Source organism: Xanthomonas citri pv. mangiferaeindicae (genome assembly GCA_002240395.1).
Taxonomy (GTDB): Bacteria; Pseudomonadota; Gammaproteobacteria; order Xanthomonadales; family Xanthomonadaceae; genus Luteimonas; species Luteimonas citri_A.
The window spans coordinates 3,068,586-3,091,314 of record CP016836.1 but is presented as its reverse complement, the minus strand read 5'-3'; the positions used below and the strand labels follow the sequence as shown (position 1 = coordinate 3,091,314).

General features: G+C 69.1%; 16 protein-coding genes and 1 pseudogene. 7 read left to right on the top strand and 10 right to left on the bottom strand.

What is annotated here, in order from left to right; genetic code table 11:
* Positions 1-211 precede the first annotated feature (211 nt).
* The 5 genes and pseudogenes from BEN78_13445 (at position 212) to BEN78_13425 (ending at position 6,039) form a co-directional block, all read left to right on the top strand.
* Positions 212-1,627 carry a glucose-6-phosphate dehydrogenase gene (locus tag BEN78_13445; GenBank protein ID ASR44219.1) on the top strand — a complete coding sequence of 472 codons (1,416 nt, stop codon included), beginning with the start codon at positions 212-214 and terminating at the stop codon, positions 1,625-1,627.
* Positions 1,624-2,625 (top strand): glucokinase, encoded by a 1,002-nt coding sequence (locus BEN78_13440; protein ID ASR44218.1) that lies wholly within the window; start codon positions 1,624-1,626, stop codon positions 2,623-2,625. Before BEN78_13445 ends, BEN78_13440 begins: the two co-directional genes overlap by 4 nt.
* A 56-nt stretch (positions 2,626-2,681) precedes the next feature.
* Positions 2,682-3,374: a 6-phosphogluconolactonase gene (locus BEN78_13435; GenBank protein ASR45139.1), complete on the top strand. Its 693-nt coding sequence runs from the start codon at positions 2,682-2,684 to the stop codon at positions 3,372-3,374.
* 73 nt (positions 3,375-3,447) lie between these two features.
* Positions 3,448-5,363, top strand: a pseudogene (locus tag BEN78_13430) (phosphogluconate dehydratase).
* A 22-nt stretch (positions 5,364-5,385) separates the two neighbouring features.
* Positions 5,386-6,039: a 2-dehydro-3-deoxyphosphogluconate aldolase gene (locus tag BEN78_13425; protein ASR44217.1), complete on the top strand. Its 654-nt coding sequence runs from the start codon at positions 5,386-5,388 to the stop codon at positions 6,037-6,039.
* Between the two features lie 23 nt (positions 6,040-6,062).
* Here the strand turns inward: BEN78_13425 and BEN78_13420 are convergent, their stop codons facing one another.
* The 8 genes from BEN78_13420 to BEN78_13385 all read right to left on the bottom strand — a co-directional run bounded on the left by BEN78_13420 (position 6,063) and on the right by BEN78_13385 (position 13,938).
* Positions 6,063-7,094 carry a hypothetical protein gene (locus BEN78_13420; GenBank protein ASR45138.1) on the bottom strand — a complete coding sequence of 344 codons (1,032 nt, stop codon included), beginning with the start codon at positions 7,092-7,094 and terminating at the stop codon, positions 6,063-6,065.
* Positions 7,095-7,157: 63 nt separating this feature from the next.
* A complete protein-coding gene (locus BEN78_13415) occupies positions 7,158-7,787 on the bottom strand; it encodes a hypothetical protein (GenBank protein ID ASR44216.1) in 630 nt (209 codons plus the stop codon).
* An 11-nt stretch (positions 7,788-7,798) separates the two neighbouring features.
* Complete coding sequence (locus BEN78_13410; protein ID ASR44215.1) at positions 7,799-8,308, bottom strand: hypothetical protein; 510 nt, start codon at positions 8,306-8,308, stop codon at positions 7,799-7,801.
* Complete coding sequence (locus BEN78_13405) at positions 8,305-9,129, bottom strand: hypothetical protein (GenBank protein ID ASR44214.1); 825 nt, start codon at positions 9,127-9,129, stop codon at positions 8,305-8,307. Before BEN78_13405 ends, BEN78_13410 begins: the two co-directional genes overlap by 4 nt.
* The gene (locus tag BEN78_13400) at positions 9,126-10,037 is read right to left on the bottom strand and encodes a copper ABC transporter ATP-binding protein (GenBank protein ASR44213.1); all 912 of its coding nucleotides are present in this window, start codon (positions 10,035-10,037) and stop codon (positions 9,126-9,128) included. Before BEN78_13400 ends, BEN78_13405 begins: the two co-directional genes overlap by 4 nt.
* A complete protein-coding gene (locus BEN78_13395; protein ASR44212.1) occupies positions 10,034-11,311 on the bottom strand; it encodes a copper ABC transporter substrate-binding protein in 1,278 nt (425 codons plus the stop codon). The genes BEN78_13400 and BEN78_13395 overlap by 4 nt, the downstream gene beginning before the upstream one ends.
* Complete coding sequence (locus tag BEN78_13390) at positions 11,308-13,464, bottom strand: 4Fe-4S binding protein (GenBank protein ASR44211.1); 2,157 nt, start codon at positions 13,462-13,464, stop codon at positions 11,308-11,310. Before BEN78_13390 ends, BEN78_13395 begins: the two co-directional genes overlap by 4 nt.
* 27 nt (positions 13,465-13,491) lie before the next feature.
* Entirely contained in the window at positions 13,492-13,938 is a 447-nt protein-coding gene (locus BEN78_13385) for a cytochrome C (protein ID ASR44210.1), read from the bottom strand.
* A 169-nt stretch (positions 13,939-14,107) separates the two neighbouring features.
* Between BEN78_13385 and BEN78_13380 the strand changes: the two genes are divergently transcribed.
* Together BEN78_13380 and BEN78_13375 are read left to right on the top strand one after the other, a co-directional pair.
* Complete coding sequence (locus BEN78_13380) at positions 14,108-16,033, top strand: nitrous-oxide reductase (GenBank protein ASR44209.1); 1,926 nt, start codon at positions 14,108-14,110, stop codon at positions 16,031-16,033.
* A gap of 178 nt (positions 16,034-16,211) precedes the next feature.
* Positions 16,212-17,444: a hypothetical protein gene (locus tag BEN78_13375; protein ASR45137.1), complete on the top strand. Its 1,233-nt coding sequence runs from the start codon at positions 16,212-16,214 to the stop codon at positions 17,442-17,444.
* A 50-nt stretch (positions 17,445-17,494) separates the two neighbouring features.
* Here the strand turns inward: BEN78_13375 and BEN78_13370 are convergent, their stop codons facing one another.
* Both BEN78_13370 and BEN78_13365 read right to left on the bottom strand, forming a co-directional pair.
* A complete protein-coding gene (locus tag BEN78_13370) occupies positions 17,495-20,101 on the bottom strand; it encodes a hypothetical protein (GenBank protein ASR44208.1) in 2,607 nt (868 codons plus the stop codon).
* Positions 20,102-20,445: 344 nt separating this feature from the next.
* Entirely contained in the window at positions 20,446-22,668 is a 2,223-nt protein-coding gene (locus BEN78_13365; protein ID ASR44207.1) for a glycosyl hydrolase, read from the bottom strand.
* Between the last annotated feature and the right edge of the window lie 61 nt (positions 22,669-22,729).

Here is a 22,729-nt window from a genome sequence, read left to right as displayed (position 1 = left end):
AGGCCGTGCATCGAGAACGCAATACGCTATTCTGGCATGTAATCGTTTACACGCCAGCCGGCGATCGCCGCAGCAACCGCGATCGCCGCCGCGCGCCCCGGCCAGTGCGTCGCCGTGCGGGCGCGCTTGGCGGAGGCATTGCGGTTGCGGGCGATTGCACGACACACTTCACGATTCCCCTTTCCGTGAACACGAGGCGAACCAGGCGTCCATGCACGACACTCTGCTGCTGTTTGGCGCCACCGGCGATCTGGCGCAACGTTACCTGTTCCCGTCCCTGCTGCACCTGCTGCGCGACCGGCTGCTGCCGGCCGACTTCCGGGTCGTGGCGATCGCGCGCAGCGAACACGACGACGAGAGCTTCCGCGGCTGGCTGCGCGAGCGCCTGGGCGACGACTACGAGGCGGCCACGCTGGACGAGCTGCTGCGCCGGGTGCGCTACGTGCCGGCCGACCTGTCCGATCCCGAGGCGATGGCGCAGGCGCTCTCGCCGTTCGCCGACCGCCCGGCGGTCAGCTATCTGTCGACGCCGCCCAACCTGTTCGCGTCCGCCTGCCGCGGCCTGAAGGCCGCCGGCCTGCTCGAGCCGCCGTCGCGCCTGGTGCTGGAAAAGCCGATCGGTCACGACCTGGCCAGCGCACGCGAGATCGACGCTACCCTCAAGGCCGCACTCGACGAGTCGCGGATCTTCCGCATCGACCATTACCTGGGCAAGGCGCCGGTGCAGAACCTGCTGGCGCTGCGGCTGGGCAACACGCTGTTCGAGGCCGTCTGGGAACGGCGCTGGATCGAATCGGTCGACATCATCGTCGCCGAAACGGCTGGCATCGACGGCCGCGAGGGCTACTACGCCGACTACGGCGCGCTGCGCGACATGGTGCAGAACCACATGCTGCAGTTGCTCGCGCTGATCGCGATGGAGCCGCCGGCGGCGATGGACCCCGACGCGATCCGCGACGAAAAGCGCAAGGTGCTGCGCGCGCTGCGCCCCATGACACCGTCGGCCGCCGAGGCCGACAGCATCCGCGGCCGCTACCGCGACGGCGTGGTCGACGGCCGCGCGGTCAAGGGCTTCAGTCACCGCGACGACGTCGAGACTTTCGTCGGCCTGCGCGCCTGGATCGACAACTGGCGCTGGGCCGGTGTGCCGTTCCGGCTGGTGACCGGCAAGCGCATGCCCTCACGCACCACCGAGGTCGTGGTGACCTTCAAGCCGGTCACCCACTGGCTGTTCGGCGCCGACGAGCGCAAGCGCGCCCGCGCCAACCAGTTGCGCGTGCGGCTGCAGCCCGAAGAGACCATCGAGCTCGGCCTGATGGGCAGCCTGGCGGCATCGGAATGGAGCGCCAACGAGCTGCAACCGATGTCGCTGGACCTGGCGATGCTGCCGCCCAAGCGCCGCATTGCCTACGAACGGCTGATGATCGACGCGCTCAAGGGCGACCAGACCCTGTTCGTGCGCGACGACGAAGTCGAGGCCCAGTGGCGCTGGATCGACAGTGTCAGCGAGGCCTGGCGCCAGGCCCGCACGCCAGTCCACGACTATCCGGCCGGCTCCTGGGGGCCGGCCGAAGCCGTGCCATTCCTGCCGCGCACCCTCACCACGCACAACGGACGCAAGTCGTGACCGACGCTTCGCTCGCCCTGCTCGCCGACATCGGCGGCACCAATGCGCGCTTCGCGCTGGCCGACACCGCCAGCGCCACACCGCTGCAACTCGACACCGTGCAGGGCTTTGCGGTCGCCGATTTCCCCTCGCTGGCCGACGCCGCCCAGCATTATCTGCAGACCATCGGCCATGTCGGCGATACGCGCATCCGCGGCGGCGTGTTCGCCGTGGCCGGCCGCGTGGACGGCGACGAGGCGCGCATCACCAATCACCCCTGGGTGATCTCCCGCCGGCGCACCCGCGAGCGCTTGGAGCTGAGCGACGTCGAGCTGGTCAATGACTTCGCCGCGCAGGCGATGGCGATCCCGCTGCTGCAGCCGGGCGACTACACCGCGATCGGCGGGGTGCAGTGGTCGCCGCCCGAGCGCGCCGACGCACCGTGCACGTATGCGGTCATCGGCCCGGGCACCGGGCTGGGCGTCGGTGCACTCGTGGTCCGCGACGGCCACTACTACCCACTCGAGACCGAGGGCGGCCACGTCAGCTTCCCGCCGGGCACGCCGGAAGAAACCCGCCTGCTCGAACGGCTCAGCGCACAGTTCGGGCGCGTGTCCAACGAGCGACTGATCTGCGGGCCGGGCCTGGTCAACATCCATCACGCGCTGTGCGAGATCGCCGGGGTCGACCCCGGCCCGCTGCAACCCTCCGACGTGACCACCCGCGCGCAGGCGGGCGACCCGCTGTGCGCACGCGCGGTGGACATTTTCTGCGCTGTGTTCGGCGCGATCGCCGGCGATCTGGTGCTGACCCTTGGCGCCTGGGACGGCGTGTTCCTGACCGGCGGACTGGTGCCCAAGATGCTCGATTCGATCCGCCATTCGGGCTTCCGCCAGCGCTTCGAGCACAAGGGCCGCTTCTCGCCGAACATGGGCCGCGTCCCGAGCCTGGCGGTGCTGCACCCGCACGCCGGCCTGCTTGGCGCGGCGGCGATCGCCGTGCGCAGGGCCGCGCCGTGACCGCCGAGCACGCCGACGGCTTTGGCAACACGGCCCGAATCGGTCACGATGGCCGTATGCACCTGCACGCTTACGACTCGGCCACCCAATGGACCTGGGGGGCCGCGATCGCGATTTCCTCGGCGATCGCACGCGACCTGCGCGAGCGGCCGCGCGCGCGCCTGCTGCTGTCGGGCGGCAAGACGCCCGGCCCGGTCTACGCCGCGCTGTCGAAGTCGCCGTTGCCTTGGGAGAACGTCGACGTCGCACTGGTCGACGAGCGCTGGCTGCTGCCCGAGGACCCGGACAGCAATGCGCGCCTGGTGCGCGAGACACTGATCCAGAACAAGGCGCAGCAGGCGCGGCTGGAGACGATCACGCGCGCCGGCCGTCCGTTCGACGAGGCGCTGGCGACCGCCAACCTGCATGCGCGCCAGCCGGCCGGCGTCGTGGTGCTGGGCATGGGCGACGACGGCCACACCGCGTCGTTGTTCCCCGGCATGCAGGATCTCGACGCCGCGCTGGCCGCGCCCACGCCGTACGTCGGCGTCGATGCGACCGGCTGCCCGGGCGCGCAGCGCTGGGCCCGCCGCATCAGCCTGACGCCGGCTGGCCTGGCCCCGGCGCACACGCGGATTTTGCTGATCCGCGGCGAACGCAAGCGCGCACTGCTCGAGCAACTGTTGCGCAGCGACGACGTTCACGAGTACCCGGCACGCATCGCCTTGACCGTGCCCGGCGCAGACTTGCACGTGCACTGGTGCCCGTGATCGACGGCATCCGCGCGCCGCGTCCGCGCATCCGGGCGCCCCTTCCCTCCTTTCCGTCTCATCGCCGCCGCCAATGAGCCTGCATCCCGTTCTGCATTCCGTCACCGAGCGCATCCGCAAGCGCAGCGCCGCGTCGCGTCGCGCGTATCTGGACGGCATCGCGCGCATGCGCGACGAGGGTCCGCTGCGCGGTCGCCTGAGCTGCGCCAACCTCGCCCACGGCTTTGCCGGGTGCGGACCGACCGACAAGCTGCGCCTGCGCAACGAGCCGACGCCGAACCTGGGCATCATCACCGCCTACAACGACATGCTCTCGGCGCATCAGCCCTACGAGCCGTATCCGGAGTTCATCCGCCAGACCGCGCGCGCGCTCGGCGCGACCGCGCAGGTCGCCGGTGGCGTGCCGGCGATGTGCGATGGTGTGACCCAGGGCCGCGCCGGCATGGAGCTGTCGCTATTCTCGCGCGACGTCATCGCCCAGGCGACCGCGATCGGCCTGTCGCACGACATGTTCGACGCCAGCCTGTACCTGGGCATCTGCGACAAGATCGTGCCGGGCCTGCTGATCGGCGCCCTCGCCTACGGCCACCTGCCCGCCGTGTTCGTGCCGGGCGGGCCGATGACGCCCGGCGTGCCCAACAAGACCAAGGCCGAGGTGCGCGAGCGCTACGCCGCCGGCGAGGCCACGCGCGCCGAACTGCTGGAGGTCGAGGCGCAGTCCTATCACTCGCCCGGCACCTGCACCTTCTACGGCACCGCGAACTCCAACCAGACCCTGCTCGAGGCGATGGGCGTGCAGTTGCCGAGCGCGGCCTTCATCAACCCGGGCACGCCACTGCGCGAAGCGTTCACCCGCGAAGCGGTCGCCCGTGCGCTGGCGATCACCGCGCTGGGCGAGGACTACCGACCGCTGGGCGAACTGATCGACGAGCGCGCCATCGTCAACGCGATCGCGATGCTGATGGCCACCGGCGGCTCGACCAATCACACGATCCACTGGATCGCGGTCGCGCGCGCGGCCGGCATCGTGCTGACCTGGGACGACATGGACGCGCTCTCGCAGATCGTGCCCCTACTGGCGCGGGTCTACCCCAACGGCGAGGCGGACGTGAACCGCTACCACGCCGCCGGCGGCAACGCCTTCGTGTTCCGCGAACTGCTCGACGCCGGGCTGATGCACGACGACATCCCGACGGTCGTTGCCGGCGGTATGCGCGCCTACTGCGACGACCCCAAGGTCGACGGTGACCGCGTGGTGTACACGCCGGGCATCGCCACCAGCGCGGACGATGCGGTGCTGCGCCCGGTCTCGGCGCCATTCGAGGCCCAGGGCGGGCTGCGGCTGCTGCGCGGCAACCTCGGGCGCGCGCTGATCAAGCTCTCGGCGGTCAAGCCGGAGTTCCGCACGATCGAGGCGCCGGCCGTCGTCGTCGATGCCCCGCAGGCGCTCAACCGCCTGCATGCGGCCGGCGCGCTGCCGCGCGATTTCGTTGCGGTCGTGCGCTACCAGGGGCCGAAGGCCAACGGCATGCCCGAACTGCATTCGCTCGCACCGCTGCTGGGGATGCTGCAGAACCAGGGCCGCCGGGTGGCGCTGGTCACCGACGGCCGCCTGTCGGGCGCGTCGGGCAAGATTCCCGCGGCGATCCACGTCACCCCGAAGCCGCGCGGGGCGGCCCGCTGGCCTACCTGCGCGAGGGCGACATCGTGCGCCTGGACGGCGAGGCCGGCATTCTCGAAGCGCTGGTCGATGCCGACGAGTGGCAGCGCCGCGAGGCCGCACCCGACACCGCACCCGCGCCGACCGACTTCGGTCGCAACCTGTTCGCCTTCAACCGCGCCAACGTCTCCCCGGCCGACCAGGGCGCCCTGTCGATCTCCTGCGGACCGCCCACGATCCAGGGCGCGGTGTGGGACTACGACGCCGAGTACGATCTGGGCGCCGACGGTGCCGCCGCCGATGCGCCGCATGCCGAAAAGGACAACTGACCTCATGCCCCACGCTTCTCCGATGTCCGACCGCCAGCAGCGTGCCGCCGAGCTGCTGCGGGCTGCCGGCGTGCTGCCGGTGATCACCGTCGATACGCTCGACCAGGCCCGCGCACTCGCCGACGCCCTGCTCGAAGGCGGCCTGACCACGTTGGAACTGACCCTGCGCACGCCGATCGCGATCGACGCCCTGGCCATGCTCAAGCGCGAGCGTCCGGAGATCGTCATCGGCGCCGGTACCGTGCTCAACGCCGAGAACATCCGCGCCTCGATCGATGCCGGCGCCGATTTCCTCGTCACCCCGGGCACGACCCCGCGCCTGGCCGAGGCCCTGGCGCAGGCCGCAGTGCCGGCGGTGCCGGGTGCCGCCACCCCGACCGAGTTTCTCGCCCTGCGCGACCTGGGCTTCCGTAACTGCAAACTGTTCCCGGCCAACGCCGTCGGCGGCTTGGCGATGCTCAAGGGCCTCGCCGGCCCGGTGCAGGACATGCGCTTCTGCCCGACTGGCGGTATTTCCGCTGCCAACGCCGCCGAGTTCCTGGCGCAGCCGAACGTGCTGTGCGTGGGCGGCTCGTGGATGCTCGACAAGGCATGGCTGGCGGCCGGCGATTACGCACGCGTGCGCGAGGCCTCCGCGCAGGCCGCGGCGATCGTGCGCGAGGCACGCGTCAGCTGAGTGGCGTTGGCTGACGGTGCGCTCTAACAGGGCCCATCGTCGACCTCGACCATCCGGACCGGCTGGGCCGCCGGCGCCGTCAGCTGCAGTCGCTCGGCGAGCGCGGGCGACAGGTGCAGAGCACCGTCGTGGTCCTGCACCGCGATGCAGCGCAGCCCCATGTCGTGCGCCACACGCGCCATGCCCTCGGGACCGGCCACCATCAACGCCGTCGCTGCGATGTCCGCCATGACCGGGTCGCGCGCGAGCACGCTGGCCGCTGCACTGGCGCGCTGCGGGCGGCCATCGCGCGGATCGACGATGTGCCCCTGCGCCGTGCCATCGCGATGGCGCTCGTAATCGCCCGACGACGCCAGGGCCTCGCCGTCCTGTAAGACCAGCGTGCCGAGCATGCCGTCCGCCGCCCGAATGCCGACCGGCCACGGCTTGCCGTCGTCGTCTCCGACGGCAAGCACGAAGCCGCCGATGTAGACCAGCGCATCGTCGATGCCATGGCGCGCCAGGATCCGCTGCACCTGCAACGCGGCATAGCCCTCGGCCATCGCGTTGAGATCGAGGGCCACTGCAGGATTTCGGCTGCGCACGCGCCCCGTGTCGGTCACCTCGATATCGGCCATGCTCGGCCGCTGGGCCAGCAGCGCCTGGAGCTGCGCGGCATCGGGCGCTGCGGTGCGTACCGGGTAGTCGCTGGTGTGGAATCCCCAGGCCCCGATCAAGCGGCCGGCGGCCGGATCGAACAGGCCGCCGCTGCGCGTATAGCCAACCAGGGCCAGCCGGATCATCTCCAGCAGATCCGGCTCGGGCCGCACGCTGCGGCCCGCAGCAAGCGCTTGGTTGAGTTGCGTGAGCGCGCTCGGCTCCCAGGCGTGCCAGCGCCGATGGTCCTCGGCAAGCACCCCGCCGATCTCCGCGAGTGCCGCCTCGGCCCGTTCGCGGTCGGCGGCAACCACATCGACCCGGGCGCGCGAGCCGAACACCAGGTACTCGGCCTGCATGCGCACCGCAGGGCGCAACCCCAGCGCCGCAGCGCCTGCGAGCACGGTCAGCAGCACCAGTGCGAGGGCCGCACGCCACCGGTCGGGTTGGACGCTCGTCGTTGCCGGATCACGCATCGGCCGCTACCGCAGCGCGTCGCGCGCAAGCGCATCGAGCACGGTTTGCAGCACGACCGCTGCATTGTCGGTCTCGAGCGCCAATGGATCGGCCACCACGGTGCCATCGGGGCGATGCAGGTGCGCGCGCGTGGCGACATCGGGATGCGCGACCGGCGCGGTATCGAGCCGCCAGCTGCGCCCATCCAGATGCCACTCCACTGCCCAGTCGTGGGCCCAAGCGATGCGCGCCACGACGTTCAGGCCGCCGGGCCCGACGAACGACACGCCGTCGGGATGCACCTGGACCGACGCGAACGCTTCGGGCACCGACACTTCGGCGAGCAAGGCCGACAAACCACTGTCGTCGTCCGCGCCGCTCGGCGCTTCGGCGCGCGGATGGCGACATCGCCAATCGATGCGCGTGCGCAGCGCCACCTCCGCACGCTCGAGCACGATGACCGACAGCCAGCTGTCGTAGGCCGGATGCTCGGGTAGCCGTCCCGCCCGCAGCGCGGCCAGCAACGCATCGGCGTCGGCCTCGCCGGTGCTGGCAAGCAGGCCCTTGCGGGTCTCGCGCAGTGCGTACATGCGCCGGGACAGCTCGGCCAGTTCCAGTGCAGTGTCCGGTGCCATACCGGTGAAGAACGGGTCCATCGCGTCAGGCCTCACATGCCATGGTCCAGGTGCATGCCGCCATCGAGCCGCACCAGGTCGGGGGTGATCTCGGCGAACGCCAGTACCCGGCCGCCATGCGCGCGGGCGAAGACCTCGGCGGCCTCGCGCTGAGCGAAGCTGGCCAGGGTGGGCCCCATGCTGCCGGTCAGATCGGCGCCGGCGACGAACCAGGCGCTGTCCAGCGCGATCCAATGCCCTTTGGGCGCGTCCCAGTCAGCGGCGCCCATGTCCTGGGTGTAGGCACCGGCGACTGCGCGCACCTGCTCGGGCGCCAGGTATAGCGACAGCAGTTCGATCGTGTCGCAGAACCAGGCAACGCCGCCATCGGCATAGCGGATCTGCCCCTTCGGGCCGGGATAATCGGCAAGCAGCATGCCGTCGAGCTCGCAGGACGCATCGGCCGTCGGATCGCTTGCGCCGCCGACGGTTGCCGGCGCACATGCGGCCAGGGTCAGGCCCAGCGCGAGCAGCGCGGGGGTCCAGTACGAACGAAGGGTCATCGGAATCTCCACAGAGCAAGGCCGAGCGGCGCGAGGATCCAGGCCAGCATCGCGCCGCACAGCAGGATGGGGTCGTTCCAGTGCTGCGGCAGCAGCGTGCCGAGCCCGAAGGCGCCACGCAGCGCGTCGTTGCCGTAGAGGTTGAGCACGCGGAACACGTCGGCGGGGTTGAGCAACAAAACGTAAGGCGCCCAGGCCGAGGCACCGCGGCCCGCGGTCACGACCAGCACACCGAGCAGTGCGAGATCGAACACCAGCACAAAGCCGAACCAGGTCGCGATCGCCGCGCCCGATGCCCGCGCGCGTTCGCGCGCCAGCGTCGAGATCAAGACCGCCAGGCTCAGGAATGCGAGACCCAGCAACGCTGTGCTGCCGACAAAGCCCAGATACATCCGCACGCCCGCGCCATCGAGGCGGCCCAGCAGTGGCAGCAGCGCGGCGCCGAAACCGCCCAGCGTGGCCAGCGACAGCGCGCCGGCCAGGCCCAGGTATTTACCGACCAGGATCTCGGCACGGGTGAGCGGCATCGACAGCATCAGATCGAGCGTGCCGCGCTCGCGCTCGCCCACGATTGCGTCGAATCCCAGCAGCAGCGCGATCAGCGGCACCAGATAGATCGCCAGACTGGTGAGGCTGGCCACCGTCACCGCGATGCCGCGAAAGCCCACCTCCCCGCCCTGCGCGCCGCCGAAGTACGCAATCAGCAGCGCGAACGCCGCGAACACCACCGCGACGGCAACCACCCAGCGGTTACGGACCCGATCGCGGAATTCCTTGCCCGCCACTGCAAGCGTGGGGCGCCATTGCCAATCCAGTCTCATGCCGCCTCCGCGTCGCGCTGATGGCGCAAGTAGATGTCCTCGAGCGTCGGCTCCTGCAGCGCAAAGCCGGCCAGCAGCTCGCCCTGCCCGGCCAATGCGGCGAGCAGCGCCGGCTTGCGTGCCTGCGCGACGGCACAATGCAGACCGCCGTCTTTGTCGGGGCGCGCATCGAAGCCTGCGGCGGCAAGCACGGCGACCATGGGGGCGTGATCGCCGCGAACCTCGATGTGCGCCTGCGCGGGCAACTGCGCGGCAGCAGACAGTCTCGCAACGGTGCCCTCGGCCACCAAGCGCCCGTTGGCGAGAATCGCCAGGCCGTCGAGCCGCGACTCGATCTCGGCCAGCAGGTGCGAATTGATCAGCACGGTCGCGCCGTCGGCGCGCAGCTGCATCAAGGTGTCGTAGAAGCCGTGGATGGCCACCGGATCCAGTCCATTGGTGGGCTCATCGAGAAACAGCAATCGCGGCGCGCCGAGCAACGCCTGGGCAAAACCCAGACGTTGGCGCATTCCCTTGGAGTAGCCGCGCACACTGCGATCGGCAGCCGCGCCCAGCCCGACCCGCTCGAGCAGCGGTGCGCACTGCGCCGGATCGGTCGACTTGAGCCGGGCGAAGAAGCGCAATGTCTCCAGTCCGCTGAGGTTGTCGTACAACGCCACGTTCTCGGGCAGATAGCCGATCGTGCGACGCAGCGCGCGGAACCCGGCCCCGCTGACGTCGCGGCCATCGATGCGCAGACGACCGGCGCTGGGCGCGACGATCCCCAGCATCATCTTCATCAACGTGCTCTTGCCTGCGCCGTTGTGGCCGACCAGACCGTAGATCCGGCCGGCGCCGATCTGCAGGTCCACTCGATCCACCGCCAGAACCGCGCCATAGCGCCGGCTTACCGCTTCGATTTCGATCATGGTGCCTCTCCGCGCGTGCGCGCATCGCGTTCGAGCCAGCGCCGCCACTCGGGATGGTGGGGCCGGATGGCCGGACGCGCGTCGACGATGGTCGGTGTGCGCAGCACCGGAAACTGGCGCGAAACGAGCTTGAGCGTGCGCAGCGCCGGACTGCTGTCGAGCAGCCGTACAAAGGGATAGCGCGAGACCAGCCGATCGACCGCGTCGCTCGCCTCGAAGGCGGTGTCGCCGTAGCCATCGCCGTCCTGATCCCAGCCCAGGTAGTCGCTCCAGTAATTGCCCTCGCCCTGGCCCCACTGCACATCGCGCGATGCGACATAGCGCACCTGTTCGCCATTGCCGATGAAGTCGTTGCCATCGACCTCGTTGCGGTAGGACCCCGCCCACAGGTGCACCCCGACTTGGTTGCCGAGGACGAGGTTGCCGCGCAGCACGTTGTACTCGGCGTCGTAGACGAACAGGCCGCGGCCGTTGCCGGTCATGACATTGCCTTCCACGCGCGAGTCCTGGATCGTCCGCAGCATGATGCCGTGATCGGCGTTGTCCCAAGTGCGATTCCCGCGCACTTCCAGGTCGCGCACCTCCATCAGCGCCAACCCGCCCTGGTTGCGATAGCTGTCGTTGTCGCGCCACAGGTTGCGGTAGGAATTCATGTAGTGGCTGCCGTAACGCAGGTTGTGCAGCCGGTTGCCGACGAACTGGGCATCGTGCGAGACGTCGACATAGATGCCGTCGCGCGCGAACGCAATGCGGTTGCGCAGGATCTGCGCATGCTGACTGTTGTAGAGCTGGATGCCATTGCCGCGCTGCGACGACAATTTGTGGCGCATGCCGGTGATGCGGTTGCCCTCGATCACCACCCGATCGGCCTTCTCGATCCACAGACCGAACAGCACATTGGCGAAATCGCAGTCCCGCACGACCGCGTCGTGCGCGCCGGGATTCAGGTAGACGCCGGCATGTTGCGCACCCAGATCGTCGCCGCTGTCGCGCACGATCAGCCCTTCGATGCGCACGCCCGGCGACACCACCCGGATCACATCGCCCTGGCCACCACCGCTGATCGAAGGCCGGTCAAGGCCGCGCAGCGTCAGCGGCCGATCGATCCGAAGCGTCTCGTGGTAACGCCCCCTGGCGATCTCGATCGTGTCGCCAGGCTGCGCGGCCGCGATGGCATCGGCGATACGCTCCCCCGGGGCCACGCGCAGCGTCGCCGCTTGCAAGGACGCCGCGCCCAACAGCAACCACGGCAGCAGCGCCAGCGCCGGTCTCACTCGATCACCTCGATCGGAATGAAATGACCGTCGCGGCCGATCGGCGTCGGCGGCAGCCCGGCACGCTCGCGTCGCTTGCGCTCCTTGGCCAGCGGCGGACAGGCGTGGTCATCGTGGTAGAGCACCATGCAATCCAGGCACTGCATGCATTCGCTCGGGTCGATCCGCCCCTGCGGATCGATCGCCTGCGAGCCACAGCCCACCGCACAGGCCTTGCAGGTGGTGCAGTCGGACTTGCGCCGCAGGCCGATCACGCGCCACCGCGACGGAATCGCCAACGCCGCTCCCAGCGGGCACAGATACTTGCAGAACGGGCGCTCGATGAACATCGAAGCGATCAGCAGCACAACCCAGAACAACAGGAACGGCCAGCTGCGGGTCCAGGCGTAGACCAGGAACGTGCTCTTGAATGGCTCGATCTCGGCTAACCGCTCGGCCAGCGCCATCGAGTGGAACGAGGCGGCCACCAGCACCGCCAGCACGACGTACTTGAGCCAGCGCAGCCGATGGTGCCAGCGCGCGGGCAGCGCGAACTGCCAACGCCGCAGCCCCAGCCGACCGGCCGTCTTGTGCAGCAGCTCGCTCAGCGAGCCGTACGGACACAGCCAGCCACAGAACACGCCGCGTCCCCAGATCACGATGGTGATGGCGATGAAGATCCAGAACAGGAAGATCAGCGGATCACTGAGGAACAGATCCCAGCGCCAGCCCTCGACCACGGTGTGGATCAGCGTCAACACCTGGACCACCGAGGGCTGCGCCATCTGCCCGAATCCGACGAACAACAGCGCGGCCAGCCAGACCGCGATATGGGGCCACAGGACCCAGCGCTTGTCGGTGCGACGCGCGCGTGCGGCCCAGACCCGATGGGTGGCGTAGAACGCAGACGTGAACAGCAGCAGCGCGACAAATGCGGCGATCTCCCACCGCTTCGCACGCCAGATATTCTTCCAGGCAGGCTCCGGTGTGTCGATCGTCGGCCGTCCGCCTTCCAGGTAGCGCCCCGGCAACCAGTACTCGGCATCGAAGTTGGCGAACGCATCGCTGCCGTCGAGCTTGGCCAGGAACGTCAGCTGCCAGGGGTAGGCGGCCGAAAAGCTGCCGCCATGCAGCACGAAGATGCCCGACTCGCCGTACGCCGGCGCGCCTGCGGCCTGGACCGAGTGGAGATTGCGATAGTCGCTGTCGCGGAACGTGTAGAGATCGGGGGACTGCGACACCTGGATGCGGTCGTAGATGCCGCCGCGCACGAACGCCGAGCCCTTGAACGAACTGGCACCGCTGCCGATCACGAAGATCGCATGGTCGTCCGGACCCAGCTCGTCCATCAGCCGGCGCCATCCCGTCTCGCCGAGCACGCTGATGCCCACCGCGGGCGCATTGAGGTAACCGAACCACAAGTCGATGAACGGTTCGCCGCGATCGTCGGCGCCGACCTGCGCCGGCGTGACCACCAAGTGCTGCACGCTGCCTTCAGCGACCAGGCTTGCCCAGTCGCGCGGAGTGGTGTCCTCGATGAAGCGTGCCTGTGGGCGAGCCACCGCTTCGATCAATCCCACCTGGCGCGCCACCGCATAGCTGCCGCGGCTGATCATCTGGTTTTCGGCGATGACCGTGACCGTCGCACCGCTGATCGCCTTCATCGCGATATGGTCGCCCTCTGCGCGGCCGAGCTCGTAGCGCGCGCCCGGCGGCGTGCCGGTGTACTGGGCGATGTAGCTGTCCAGCCGCGACTCGGGAATGCCGGCCAGCAGGATCGGTTCGCTGTGCTTGAGGATTCGCGCACCGGCAATGCGGCCCTGGGCGTCCATGCCCACCAGGGTCACGATCGGCTTGCCGGAGTACCCGACCACATCCGGCGCCACGTCAGTGGACAAGAACACATAGCCGACGGTCCGTTCGCCGTCCGTCTCGTCGCGCACGCCGCGGACGAAGGCCGGATTGCCCTCACGCAACGAGAACCGCTGCGCGTCAGGCAACACGCTCGCGCACGGCGCGTGCCGGCACAGATCAGGGTCGACGAACAACGCCTGGGCCAGTTCGGCCTCGTAGGACGAGCCCGCGTGCGCGACACCGGCGACGACCGCCCATAGCCCCAGTACGATCCAGGCCAGCCGCCTGGCGCAGGCATGCCACCTGCGTTGCGTCGCCATCGCGTCGCCCTCCTTCAGTCTGCCGCGCTACTGCGCCTTCGACACCATGTGGTCGACCGCAGACTTGACCTCCTCATCCGACAGCGCCGGATTGCCGCCGCGCGCGGGCATTGCACCACTCTCGCCGACAAAGCCCTCGAGTGCGTGCTGATACAGCGTATCGGTGCCCTTCGCGATGCGCGGCGCCCACTCCTCCTGGTTGCCGACCACGGGCGCGCCCATGCCAGGGGTGGCGTGGCAGAGCGCACAGGCCTTCTGGAACACCTCTGCGCCCGGGCCATCGGCAGCAGGCGCCGCGGCGGGCGCAGCCGCAACTTCGGGCGAGGCCGGAACAGGTGCAGGTGCAGGCGATGCCTCTGCATTGGCCGGGGCAGGTGCCGTCGAGTCGGTGGTTTCAGCCCGATCGCCGCCACAGGCGGCCAACGCGAGGGCGAGGATGGCGCAGACAGCGAGGCGGGGCGACGACAGATGCATTGCTTTCTCCGGAAACCGATTGGGCGATGTCCGCGCCACGTCGGGCGCCGGAGATCGAGCGAGAGATTGGCGTCCTCACACCCGATTCACCTTGATCTGGATCAGGGAAAAGTGAATAGGCCGTTCATAGACTCCGTCGCGCATATCCCCGATGCCCACAGGAGGCGTCATGACAAGCAGCGAAGACGTAATGAACAGTCCCGGGAGACGTAAGTTTCTCGGCACCACAGCGCTGGCCGGGCTCGCAGGCACCGGCCTGAGCTTGATCGGCTGCGCAAAAGACGGCGCACCGGCCGCCGGTACCGCGACGTCAGGCACGGCCGCTTCGGCCGGCAGTCCCCACGGCCGGTACGAAGTTCCTCCCGGCAAGCTGGACGAGTACTACGTGCTCTCGTCGGGCGGTCATTCGGGCGAGATGCGCATCTACGGGTGCCCGTCCGGACGCACGCTCAAGCGCATCCCGGTGTTCAACATCGATCCCATGGTCGGCTGGGGCATCACCAACGAATCGCGCGCAATCATGGGAACGCGGCCCGATGGCCAGCTCAAATATTGGACCGGTGACACGCACCACGTGCACGGGTCGTACGCCGACGGCACCTACGACGGCAAGTACTTCTGGGTCAACGACAAGCTGCACAGCCGCATTGCCCGCATCCGCGGCGATACCTTCGAGGTCGACCGCATCACCGAACTGCCGAATGTGCAGGGCCACCACGGCATCTTCACCGACAAACGCGACCCGGTGGACGCTTCGGTCAATCACACCACCCGGGTATTCGCCGGTGCCGAGTTCCACATCCCGCTGCCCAACGACGGCCGCGACATGGATGCCCCCGACAAGTACGGCTGCCTGTTCTCGTGCGTCGATGCGGAGACGATGGACGTGCGCTGGCAGTGCCAGGTCGACGGCAACATGGATCTGGTGGCCACGTCCTACGACGGCAAGTACGCCGCATCGAACCAGTACAACACCGAAGGCGGAATCCACTACGAGGACATGATGTCCGCCGAGCACGATGCCTGCGTGTTCTTCGATGTCGCGCGGATCGAAGCGGCAGTCGCCGAAGGGCGCTTCATCACCATCGGCGAATCCAAGGTGCCCGTGGTCGATGGGCGCAAGGCGGCCAATGCGGACCCGAAGACGGCACTGACCTGCTACGTCCCGGTCCCGAAGAACCCCCACGGCGTGAACGCCAGCCCGGACGGCAAGTACTTCGTATGCTCGGGCAAGCTCTCGCCGACATGCTCGGTGATCGACCTGTCGAAGGTCGAACAGTGGTTCGCCGGCAGCCTGACCAACGCGCGCGATGCGGTGATCGCCGAGCCCAACGTCGGCCTCGGTCCGCTGCACACCGCCTTCGACGGACGCGGCAACGCCTACACCACGCTGTTTCTCGACAGCAAGATCGTCAAGTGGAATGTCGATGCTGCCATTGCCCAGTTCGCCGGCGATGCCAACGCGAAGGTGATCGTCGACAGCGTCGATGTGCACTATCAGCCGGGCCACGGCTACACCTCGATGGGCGAAACGAAGAACGCCGACGGCAAGTACTTCAACTCCGGCAACAAGTTCTCCAAGGACCGCTTCCTGCCGGTCGGCCCGCTGCATGTGGAGACCGAACAGCTGATCGACATCTCGGGCGACAAGATGGTGCTGATTCACGACCACACCGCCTACCCCGAGCCGCACGATGCGCTGCTGGTCCATGCCTCGGTCATCAAGACGCGGCAGATCTACGATATCGATGATTTCCCCAACGCGGTGAAGACCGAAGCCGATGTCGGCATCGAACGCAACGGCAACAAGGTGCACGTACGGATGAACTCGCGTGCACCCGCCTTCGCGCTGCGCGAATTCACGGTCAAGAAGGGCGACGAGGTCACGCTCACCCTGACCAACCTCGACAAGGTGGAAGACCTGACGCACGGCTTCGGCATTCCGCGCTACAACATCAACTTCATCGTCAATCCCCAGGAAACCAAATCGGTGACGTTCATCGCCGACAAACCTGGTGTGTACTGGTGCTACTGCACGCACTTCTGCCATGCACTGCACCTGGAAATGCGTTCGCGCATGATCGTCGAGGGCTGATCCCCCCTGGCCGAGCCCAACGCCCCCGCCCCCGGCGGGGGCGTTTTGCGTGGTGGCCCGGAAGAACAATGCACGCGCACCTCACGCCTTGCGACGCAATGCCTCTGCGTTGACCAAGATCATGGCGACACGCATCACCGAAGCAGAAGGTGCGCATACCCCACACGAAGACACCGACATGTCGCCTTGCACCCTCCGCCGCCGTGCCCTGCCGCTGCTGCTCGCCGCCCTGCCCCTGGCCGCCATGGCCGCCGACGGCCCCGGCCCGTCCCTTGACCTTCGCTATCGCTACGAGCACGTCGAACAGGACGGCCTGGCGCGCAATGCCGATGCGCACACGCTGCGCGCGCGCGTAGGCTATCTGACGCCGCAATGGCACGGCTGGTCTGCGCTCGGCGAAATCGATGGCGTCGCCCACCTGGGATCGGACCGCTTCAACGACACCCGCAACGGCGCGCGCGCGTACCCCGTGGTCGCCGATCCCGATGGCGCCGCGGTCAACCAGGCCCTCGTGCGCTGGGCCTTCGGCGGCGGCAGTGCCACCTTCGGTCGCCAGCGCATCAACCTCGGCAACCAGCGCTTTGTCGGCGGCGTGGGCTGGCGCCAGAACGAGCAGACCTACGACGCCGTCCGGTTGCAGCTCGCGCCGCTCGACCGGCTCACGTTCGACTACACGATCATCGGCCGCATCCACACCATTTTCGGCCCCGACGACGGCCGCTTTGCCACCCGCGCCAACCCCGCGAAAATCGATGGCCGCAGCCACCTGCTGCAGGCGGGCTTGCGCATCGCACCGGCGCTGTCGGCGACGGCCTACCACTACCGCCTCGATCTGGACGGCATCGCCGTGTCGGCGTCCGCGCCCCTGGGCACCCTGTCCAGCCACACCACCGGCCTGCGCCTGGAAGGTGCGTCCGGCGCCTGGCGCTACGCGGCCGAAATCGCGCGCCAGCGCGATCTGGGCGACAACCCCTGGGACCTCGACAGCCGCTATGCACTCGGCGAGCTGGGCTACCAATGGCGCGGCACGATGTTCAAGGCCGGCTACGAATCGCTCGGCGGCGGCGACGGCAGCGGCAACCGTGCCTTCCAGACCCCGCTGGCGACCAAGCATGCCTTCCAGGGCTGGGCGGATGTATTCCTGACCACACCCGCCGCCGGCGTGGTCGACCGCTACGTCGGCGCAACCGTCCCGCTGGGCGGCGGCAGTCTGCAGGCCTGGTACCACGACTTCTCACCCGAACGCGGCGGCGGCGACTATGGCAACGAGGTCGACCTGTCCTACGCGCACGCGATTCCCGGCGTGAAGGGCCTCAACGGCCTGCTCAAGCTGGCGCGCTACCGCAGCGACGACGCCACGCGGACCGCCGACACCGACAAGCTGTGGGTGCAGGTGCAGTACACGTACTGAGGCGTTGGCGGCCCGTGCGCGGCGGATGGACCGCCGCGCAGGCGGCAGCATCAGCCCAGCGTTGTCTTGAGCGAGTCGGCGGTCGCGCGGTCGATCACGCCAGCTGCCGCGGCATCGTCGATCGCCGAGGCCGCCGCCTCGGCCCATTTGCCGCCGTACCCGGCGAGGTGGTCGACCCACATCTCCAGACGTCCATCGCGCGCGAGCAGACCGATCATCTCGGCGCGATAGGCGGGGTCGTCGTTGCGGATGAGGTTGTTGGCGAGCGTCAGTTCGAAACTCGGGCTGGCGCCGTCGCGCTCGTAATCGACCCGTGCGTTCTCGCGCTGTCGTGCAGCGTCGCCGAACAGCTCCGGCGACGCGGTCTTCGCCAGTTCGAAGGCCTGCGGGTAGTTGGCTTCGAGATAATCGCGCAGCATCGCGTCGCGGCCAGAGGGCGAGGCGGGCAACGACGACTGGATGCCGAACAGGTCCCAGGCGAAGTTGGGATTACTTCGCGCCAGGGCGTTGGCGAAGTCCTGTACCTGATCGGAGGGAATCCCCGCCGCGGTCGCAAGGTCTGCGAAGGCGGCAAGATGGCCCGGCGATTCCGCGATCTCGGGATGCGCAGCGATCAACGCCTGAAACGCCTTCGCATCGAGGCCGAGGTCGGCGGCCACTTCGTGCGCCTTCTCGCCGGCGAACAGCATCTGCTCGATCACATCGGGCGCGACGCCAGCCGCTTCCAGGTAGCCGCGCAGCTCCTCGCGCGTCTGGTGCTTGTCGATGGCATCGCCGATGAAGCCGCCGAGTGTCGAGATCACGGTGCCGATCGCGTTGACCAGCACACCGGGCGCTTGCCCGCCCGGAAATGCGGACACCGCACTGCCCATGACGCTGAAGGCATCACCGATCGCTGCGATGGCGAAGCCAACGTTGTGGTGCTCACCGGCCTTCTGCGCATTGAGCACCATCGAGGTCGCGCTGGCGACCACGCCCAGTGCAGGAGCCAGACGTGTGGCGAACGCCGCAAAGCGTGCCGCGTCGTCGCCGTACTGCGCCAGCCGGCCTGCGTCGGCGAAGTGCTTGGTCGCACCGGCCAACAGGTTGAGACCGCTCTCGCCTGCCGACGCGAAGCCCTGCACCGCTTCGAGGTAGTTGCCGTCCGATCCGTTCTCGGCGGCCTTGACCGCGCCGATGACCACACCGGCTGCCGACAGTGCGCGCTGGAACGGCGAGGCGTCTGCAAAGCCATCGGCCAACTTCTTGAGCGCATCGAAATTGCCGTCGCCGGCCTGCTCGAGCAGGCGGAAGCCCTCGACGAAGCTGTCGACGCCCCCCTTGAGGTTCTTGAACAGCGAGTGCGCGTCCTTGAACGGCTCGAACAGCGCCTTGAGTTCGGCAATCGCCGCATCGAGGTCGCCTTCGTGCTTGCCGACGATCTCGATTGCGGCGGCGCTCGAGATCCGCTCGAACAACTTGCCCTGCAAGGTCTCGGCATGCGCGGCGAACGCCTCCCCCAGCGCCGATGTCGGCGCAGCACCGATCTGGCTCAGCAGTTCGAGTGCCATCTCGCCATGGCCCGAATCGGCCAGCCGGCCGAGCATGTCGACCACCTGCTGGGCGACAGCGGGATCCCGGATCGCGCTATCGAGCAACGCGTCGCGATGCTGCTCCACGTACTGCGCCAGTGCGTTGCCCGCCTCGATCTCGGCCGCATAGACCTCCGCATGGCCCTCGGCGCTACGGAATGCCTCGATGAAATCGGCCTGCTGCTCCGGCGTCAGTGGCCCGGCTCGTAACAGGAACGTATTGAGCTCCTCATCGAGCTTGTCGACCGCCTTCTTGGCGTCGTCGTAGTCCTTGCCCAGCGACTCGAGCGTCGCCGCCGCGTCATTGCTCGCCTGGGTGCGCCCGACGTTGTCGATGCCCAGCCGGCCCGCGACATCCGCCCAACCCGCACTGTCGGCGGCAGCATGCCGAATGCCACCCTCGCTGAGCACGCCACGCTCGACCGCGACGCCGAGCGCATGCGTCATGGCCTCGCGCGCGGCATCGCCGTCGGCGCCGCCGAACGCGTAACCGCCTCCGGAGTCGCGGCTGTAGAGCCCGTGGAGCGGCGCAACGACCGACGCCAGCAGATCGGCATCGTCCGCCAGCCGGACCAGTTCGGCAAGGTAGGCGGGCTCGGTCGCGTGTGTGCGCGCCAACTCCGACAGCTGATAGGGCCCGCTGATCGCACCAGTGTCGAGACCGGCCGCCGCGAAATCGTCCTGCGCCCGCTGGCGCTGCTGTGCCTCGATCCGCGCGATGTCCATCGGCGGCAGCGCGGGGCCCGCAGTGGACGCCGCGGGCGTCGTCCCGCCCGACGTCGCCTGGTACGCCTCGCGAACCTCGGCCGGCGCGCGCATGTCGACGGCCGATGCCACCGCGTCCTGTCCGAAAACATCGTGCAGGCGTGTCAGATTGCCGGCGTCGAGCCGGGTCACCAGTTCGTTCAGCAGCCCCTGCCGCTCACTGGCCGGCAGTGCCTGGACGTCGCTGCGCAGCGTATCGATCGCGGCGGCGTCCATGCCGGCGACAGCGGCATTGGCGGCGTCGCGGGACGCCCCCTGCAATGTATCGACAGCCGGCGACGGCGGATCGAAGGAACGGTGGGCCGAGACCTGGGCATTCATGGCGAACTCCGCGAGACGGACGCCCGGGTCTGGAGCGAATGCCGGGCCTGGAACCCGGACGGTAGCAACCGTGGCCCCGCCGCTCCACTGGGGACGACCCTAGCAGCTCGTCTGGGCAGGCCCGTGCCCCCACCCGGCGCCGGAGGCGCCGACCTCCCCCGCCCTGCGGGGAGGTAGCGGCTCGGTGGCACTACCCCCTCCCCCGCACCGCGGGGGAGGGTTGGGGTGGGGGCGCTGTTCGCCGCGCCGCTCAGTCCAGCGTGCGTTCCGGCAGGTCCAGCGTCGCTGCTCCCTCCCCGCATCACGGGGGAGGGTTGGTGTGGGGGCGCTGTGCGCCGCGCCGCTCAGTCCAGCGTGCGTTCCGGCAGGTCCAGCGTCGCCGTCTCGGCGGTGTCGGCAGCCGACTGCCCGAGCGCAATGCGGTAGCGGCCGGCGGGAATGCGCCAGCTGCGCGTGGCCGGGTCGTAGTCGGCGAACAGGCGCGGCGCCAGCGCCACCTCGATGCGGCGCGACTCGCCCGGCTGCAGCTCGAGCTTGTCCCAGCCGGCCAGTCGCAGCGGCGTCGGGTGGCCTTCGGGCAGGTGCACATACAGCTGTGGCACCGCGGCGCCGGCACGCGCGCCGGTGTTGCGGACGGCGAAGCGTGCGATCAGGCGGTCGCCGTCGGCATGCACGGTCAGATCCGACAGCGCGAACTGGGTATACGACAGGCCATGGCCGAAGGCGTAGCGCGGCGTCAGCGCTTTGGCCGCGAACCAGCGGTAGCCGACGTTCGCGCCTTCGATGTCGTAATCGATCGTGTCTTCGGGCTTCTGCGGCGGATTGAACCCCAGCCCGGGCACGTGCGGCCGTGGCAGTTGCGCGACATCGACCGGCCAGGTGACCGGCAGGCGCCCGGATGGATTGGCCGCGCCGGTCAGCAGGCGCGCGATCGCCTCGCCACCGCGGATACCCGGGTACCACGCCTGCAGGATCGCCGGCACGCGATCGGCCCAGGGCAACGCGACCGGGCCATTGGTCTGCAGCACCACCACCGTCCGCGGATTGGCTGCGGCAACGGCGTCGACCAGCGCGTCCTGGCCATCGGGCAGCCGCATGTCCGGCAGGTCCACCGACTCGGCCGACCACTGAGTCGCGAACACGATCGCCACATCGGCCTCGCGCGCCAGCCGCGCCGCGGTGGCGCGGTCGCTGCCGTCGGCGTAGTCAACGCGCGCCTGCGGTGCCGCCTCGCGCAAGGCCGACAGCGGCGAGGACGGCTGGAACATCACCGGCCCGGGCCAGGTGGTCGGCTTCACGCCCGGCACCGCGTTGGGCCCGCGCGAAGTCCAGCCGACCATCGATGAGCCTCCGCCGGCGATCACGCCGCGGTCGGCATGGCCGCCGATCACCGCGATCCGGCGCACATCGGCGCCGAGCGGCAGCAGCTCGCCCGCATTGCGCAGCAACACGGCGCCCTCTTCGGCGGTGCGCTGCGCGACCGCAAAGCCCGCCGCGTCGAGTTCGGCATCGGGCGGCTGGCGCTGCGGCGGATGGTCGAACGCGCCGACCGCGATCAGGCTGCGCAGGATGCGATGGGCCATATCGTCGACCCGCGCCTGCGGCACGACGCCGGCATCGACCGCCATGCGCAGCGGGCGGTCGAAGTACACCGCCTTATCGAACACCTCACCTGCAGATTGCTGGTCCAGCCCGGCGAGCGCCGCCTTCGACGCGCTGTGCACTCCACCCCAGTCCGACATCACATAGCCGGGGTACTTCCAATCGCGCTTGAGCACATTGTTGAGCAGCTCGTCGTGCTCGCAGCCATAGACGCCATTGATGCGGTTGTAGCTGCACATCACCGAGCCCGGCTCGCCGATCTCCAGCGCGATGCGGAACGCGAGCAGGTCGGATTCGTGCATCGCGCGATCGCCGATCTGCGCACTGTGGAAATTGCGATGCGTCTCCATGTCGTTGAGCGCGTAGTGCTTCATCGTCGAGAGCACGTGCTGCGACTGCACGCCGCGGATCGACTCGCCGACCAGCGTGCCGGCCAGCAGCGGATCCTCGCCGGCGTACTCGAAGTTGCGCCCGTTGCGCGGATCGCGCTGCAGGTTGACGCTGCCGGCCAGCAGCACATTGAAGCCTTGCCGCCACGCTTCGCGGCCCATCGTCTGGCCGCCCAGGAATGCGACCTCGCGGCTCCAGGTCGATGCGGTCGCCGGGCCCGATGGCATCGCGGTGGCATGGTCGCCTTCGCGCGCGCCACCAGGGTTGGTGACGCCCAGGCCCGCATCGACGAGCCCCTGGGACGGGATGCCCAGGCGCGGGATCGGCGCCACATAGCCGGCTGCAGTCAGCGCCTCGGCCGGCTTGTTCTCGCCGATCGCGAAGCGGCTGCGCAGCAACTGAAACTTCTCGTCCTGGGTCATCGCCGCGACCAGCAGCGCGGCGCGCGCATCCGGCGACTTGTCCGGGTCCATCCACGGCATGGCGGCCGTTGCGTCTTGCGCGGTCAGCGCCGGGCCGGGAACGGCAATGGCCAGCGCGCACAGCAACGCGCGGCCGAGTCTGGTGGTGGTCATCCCGCCGATGTCTCCTCGTGTGATGTCAGCGATCCCCACGATGCGTCGCGCAGCGCGGGGA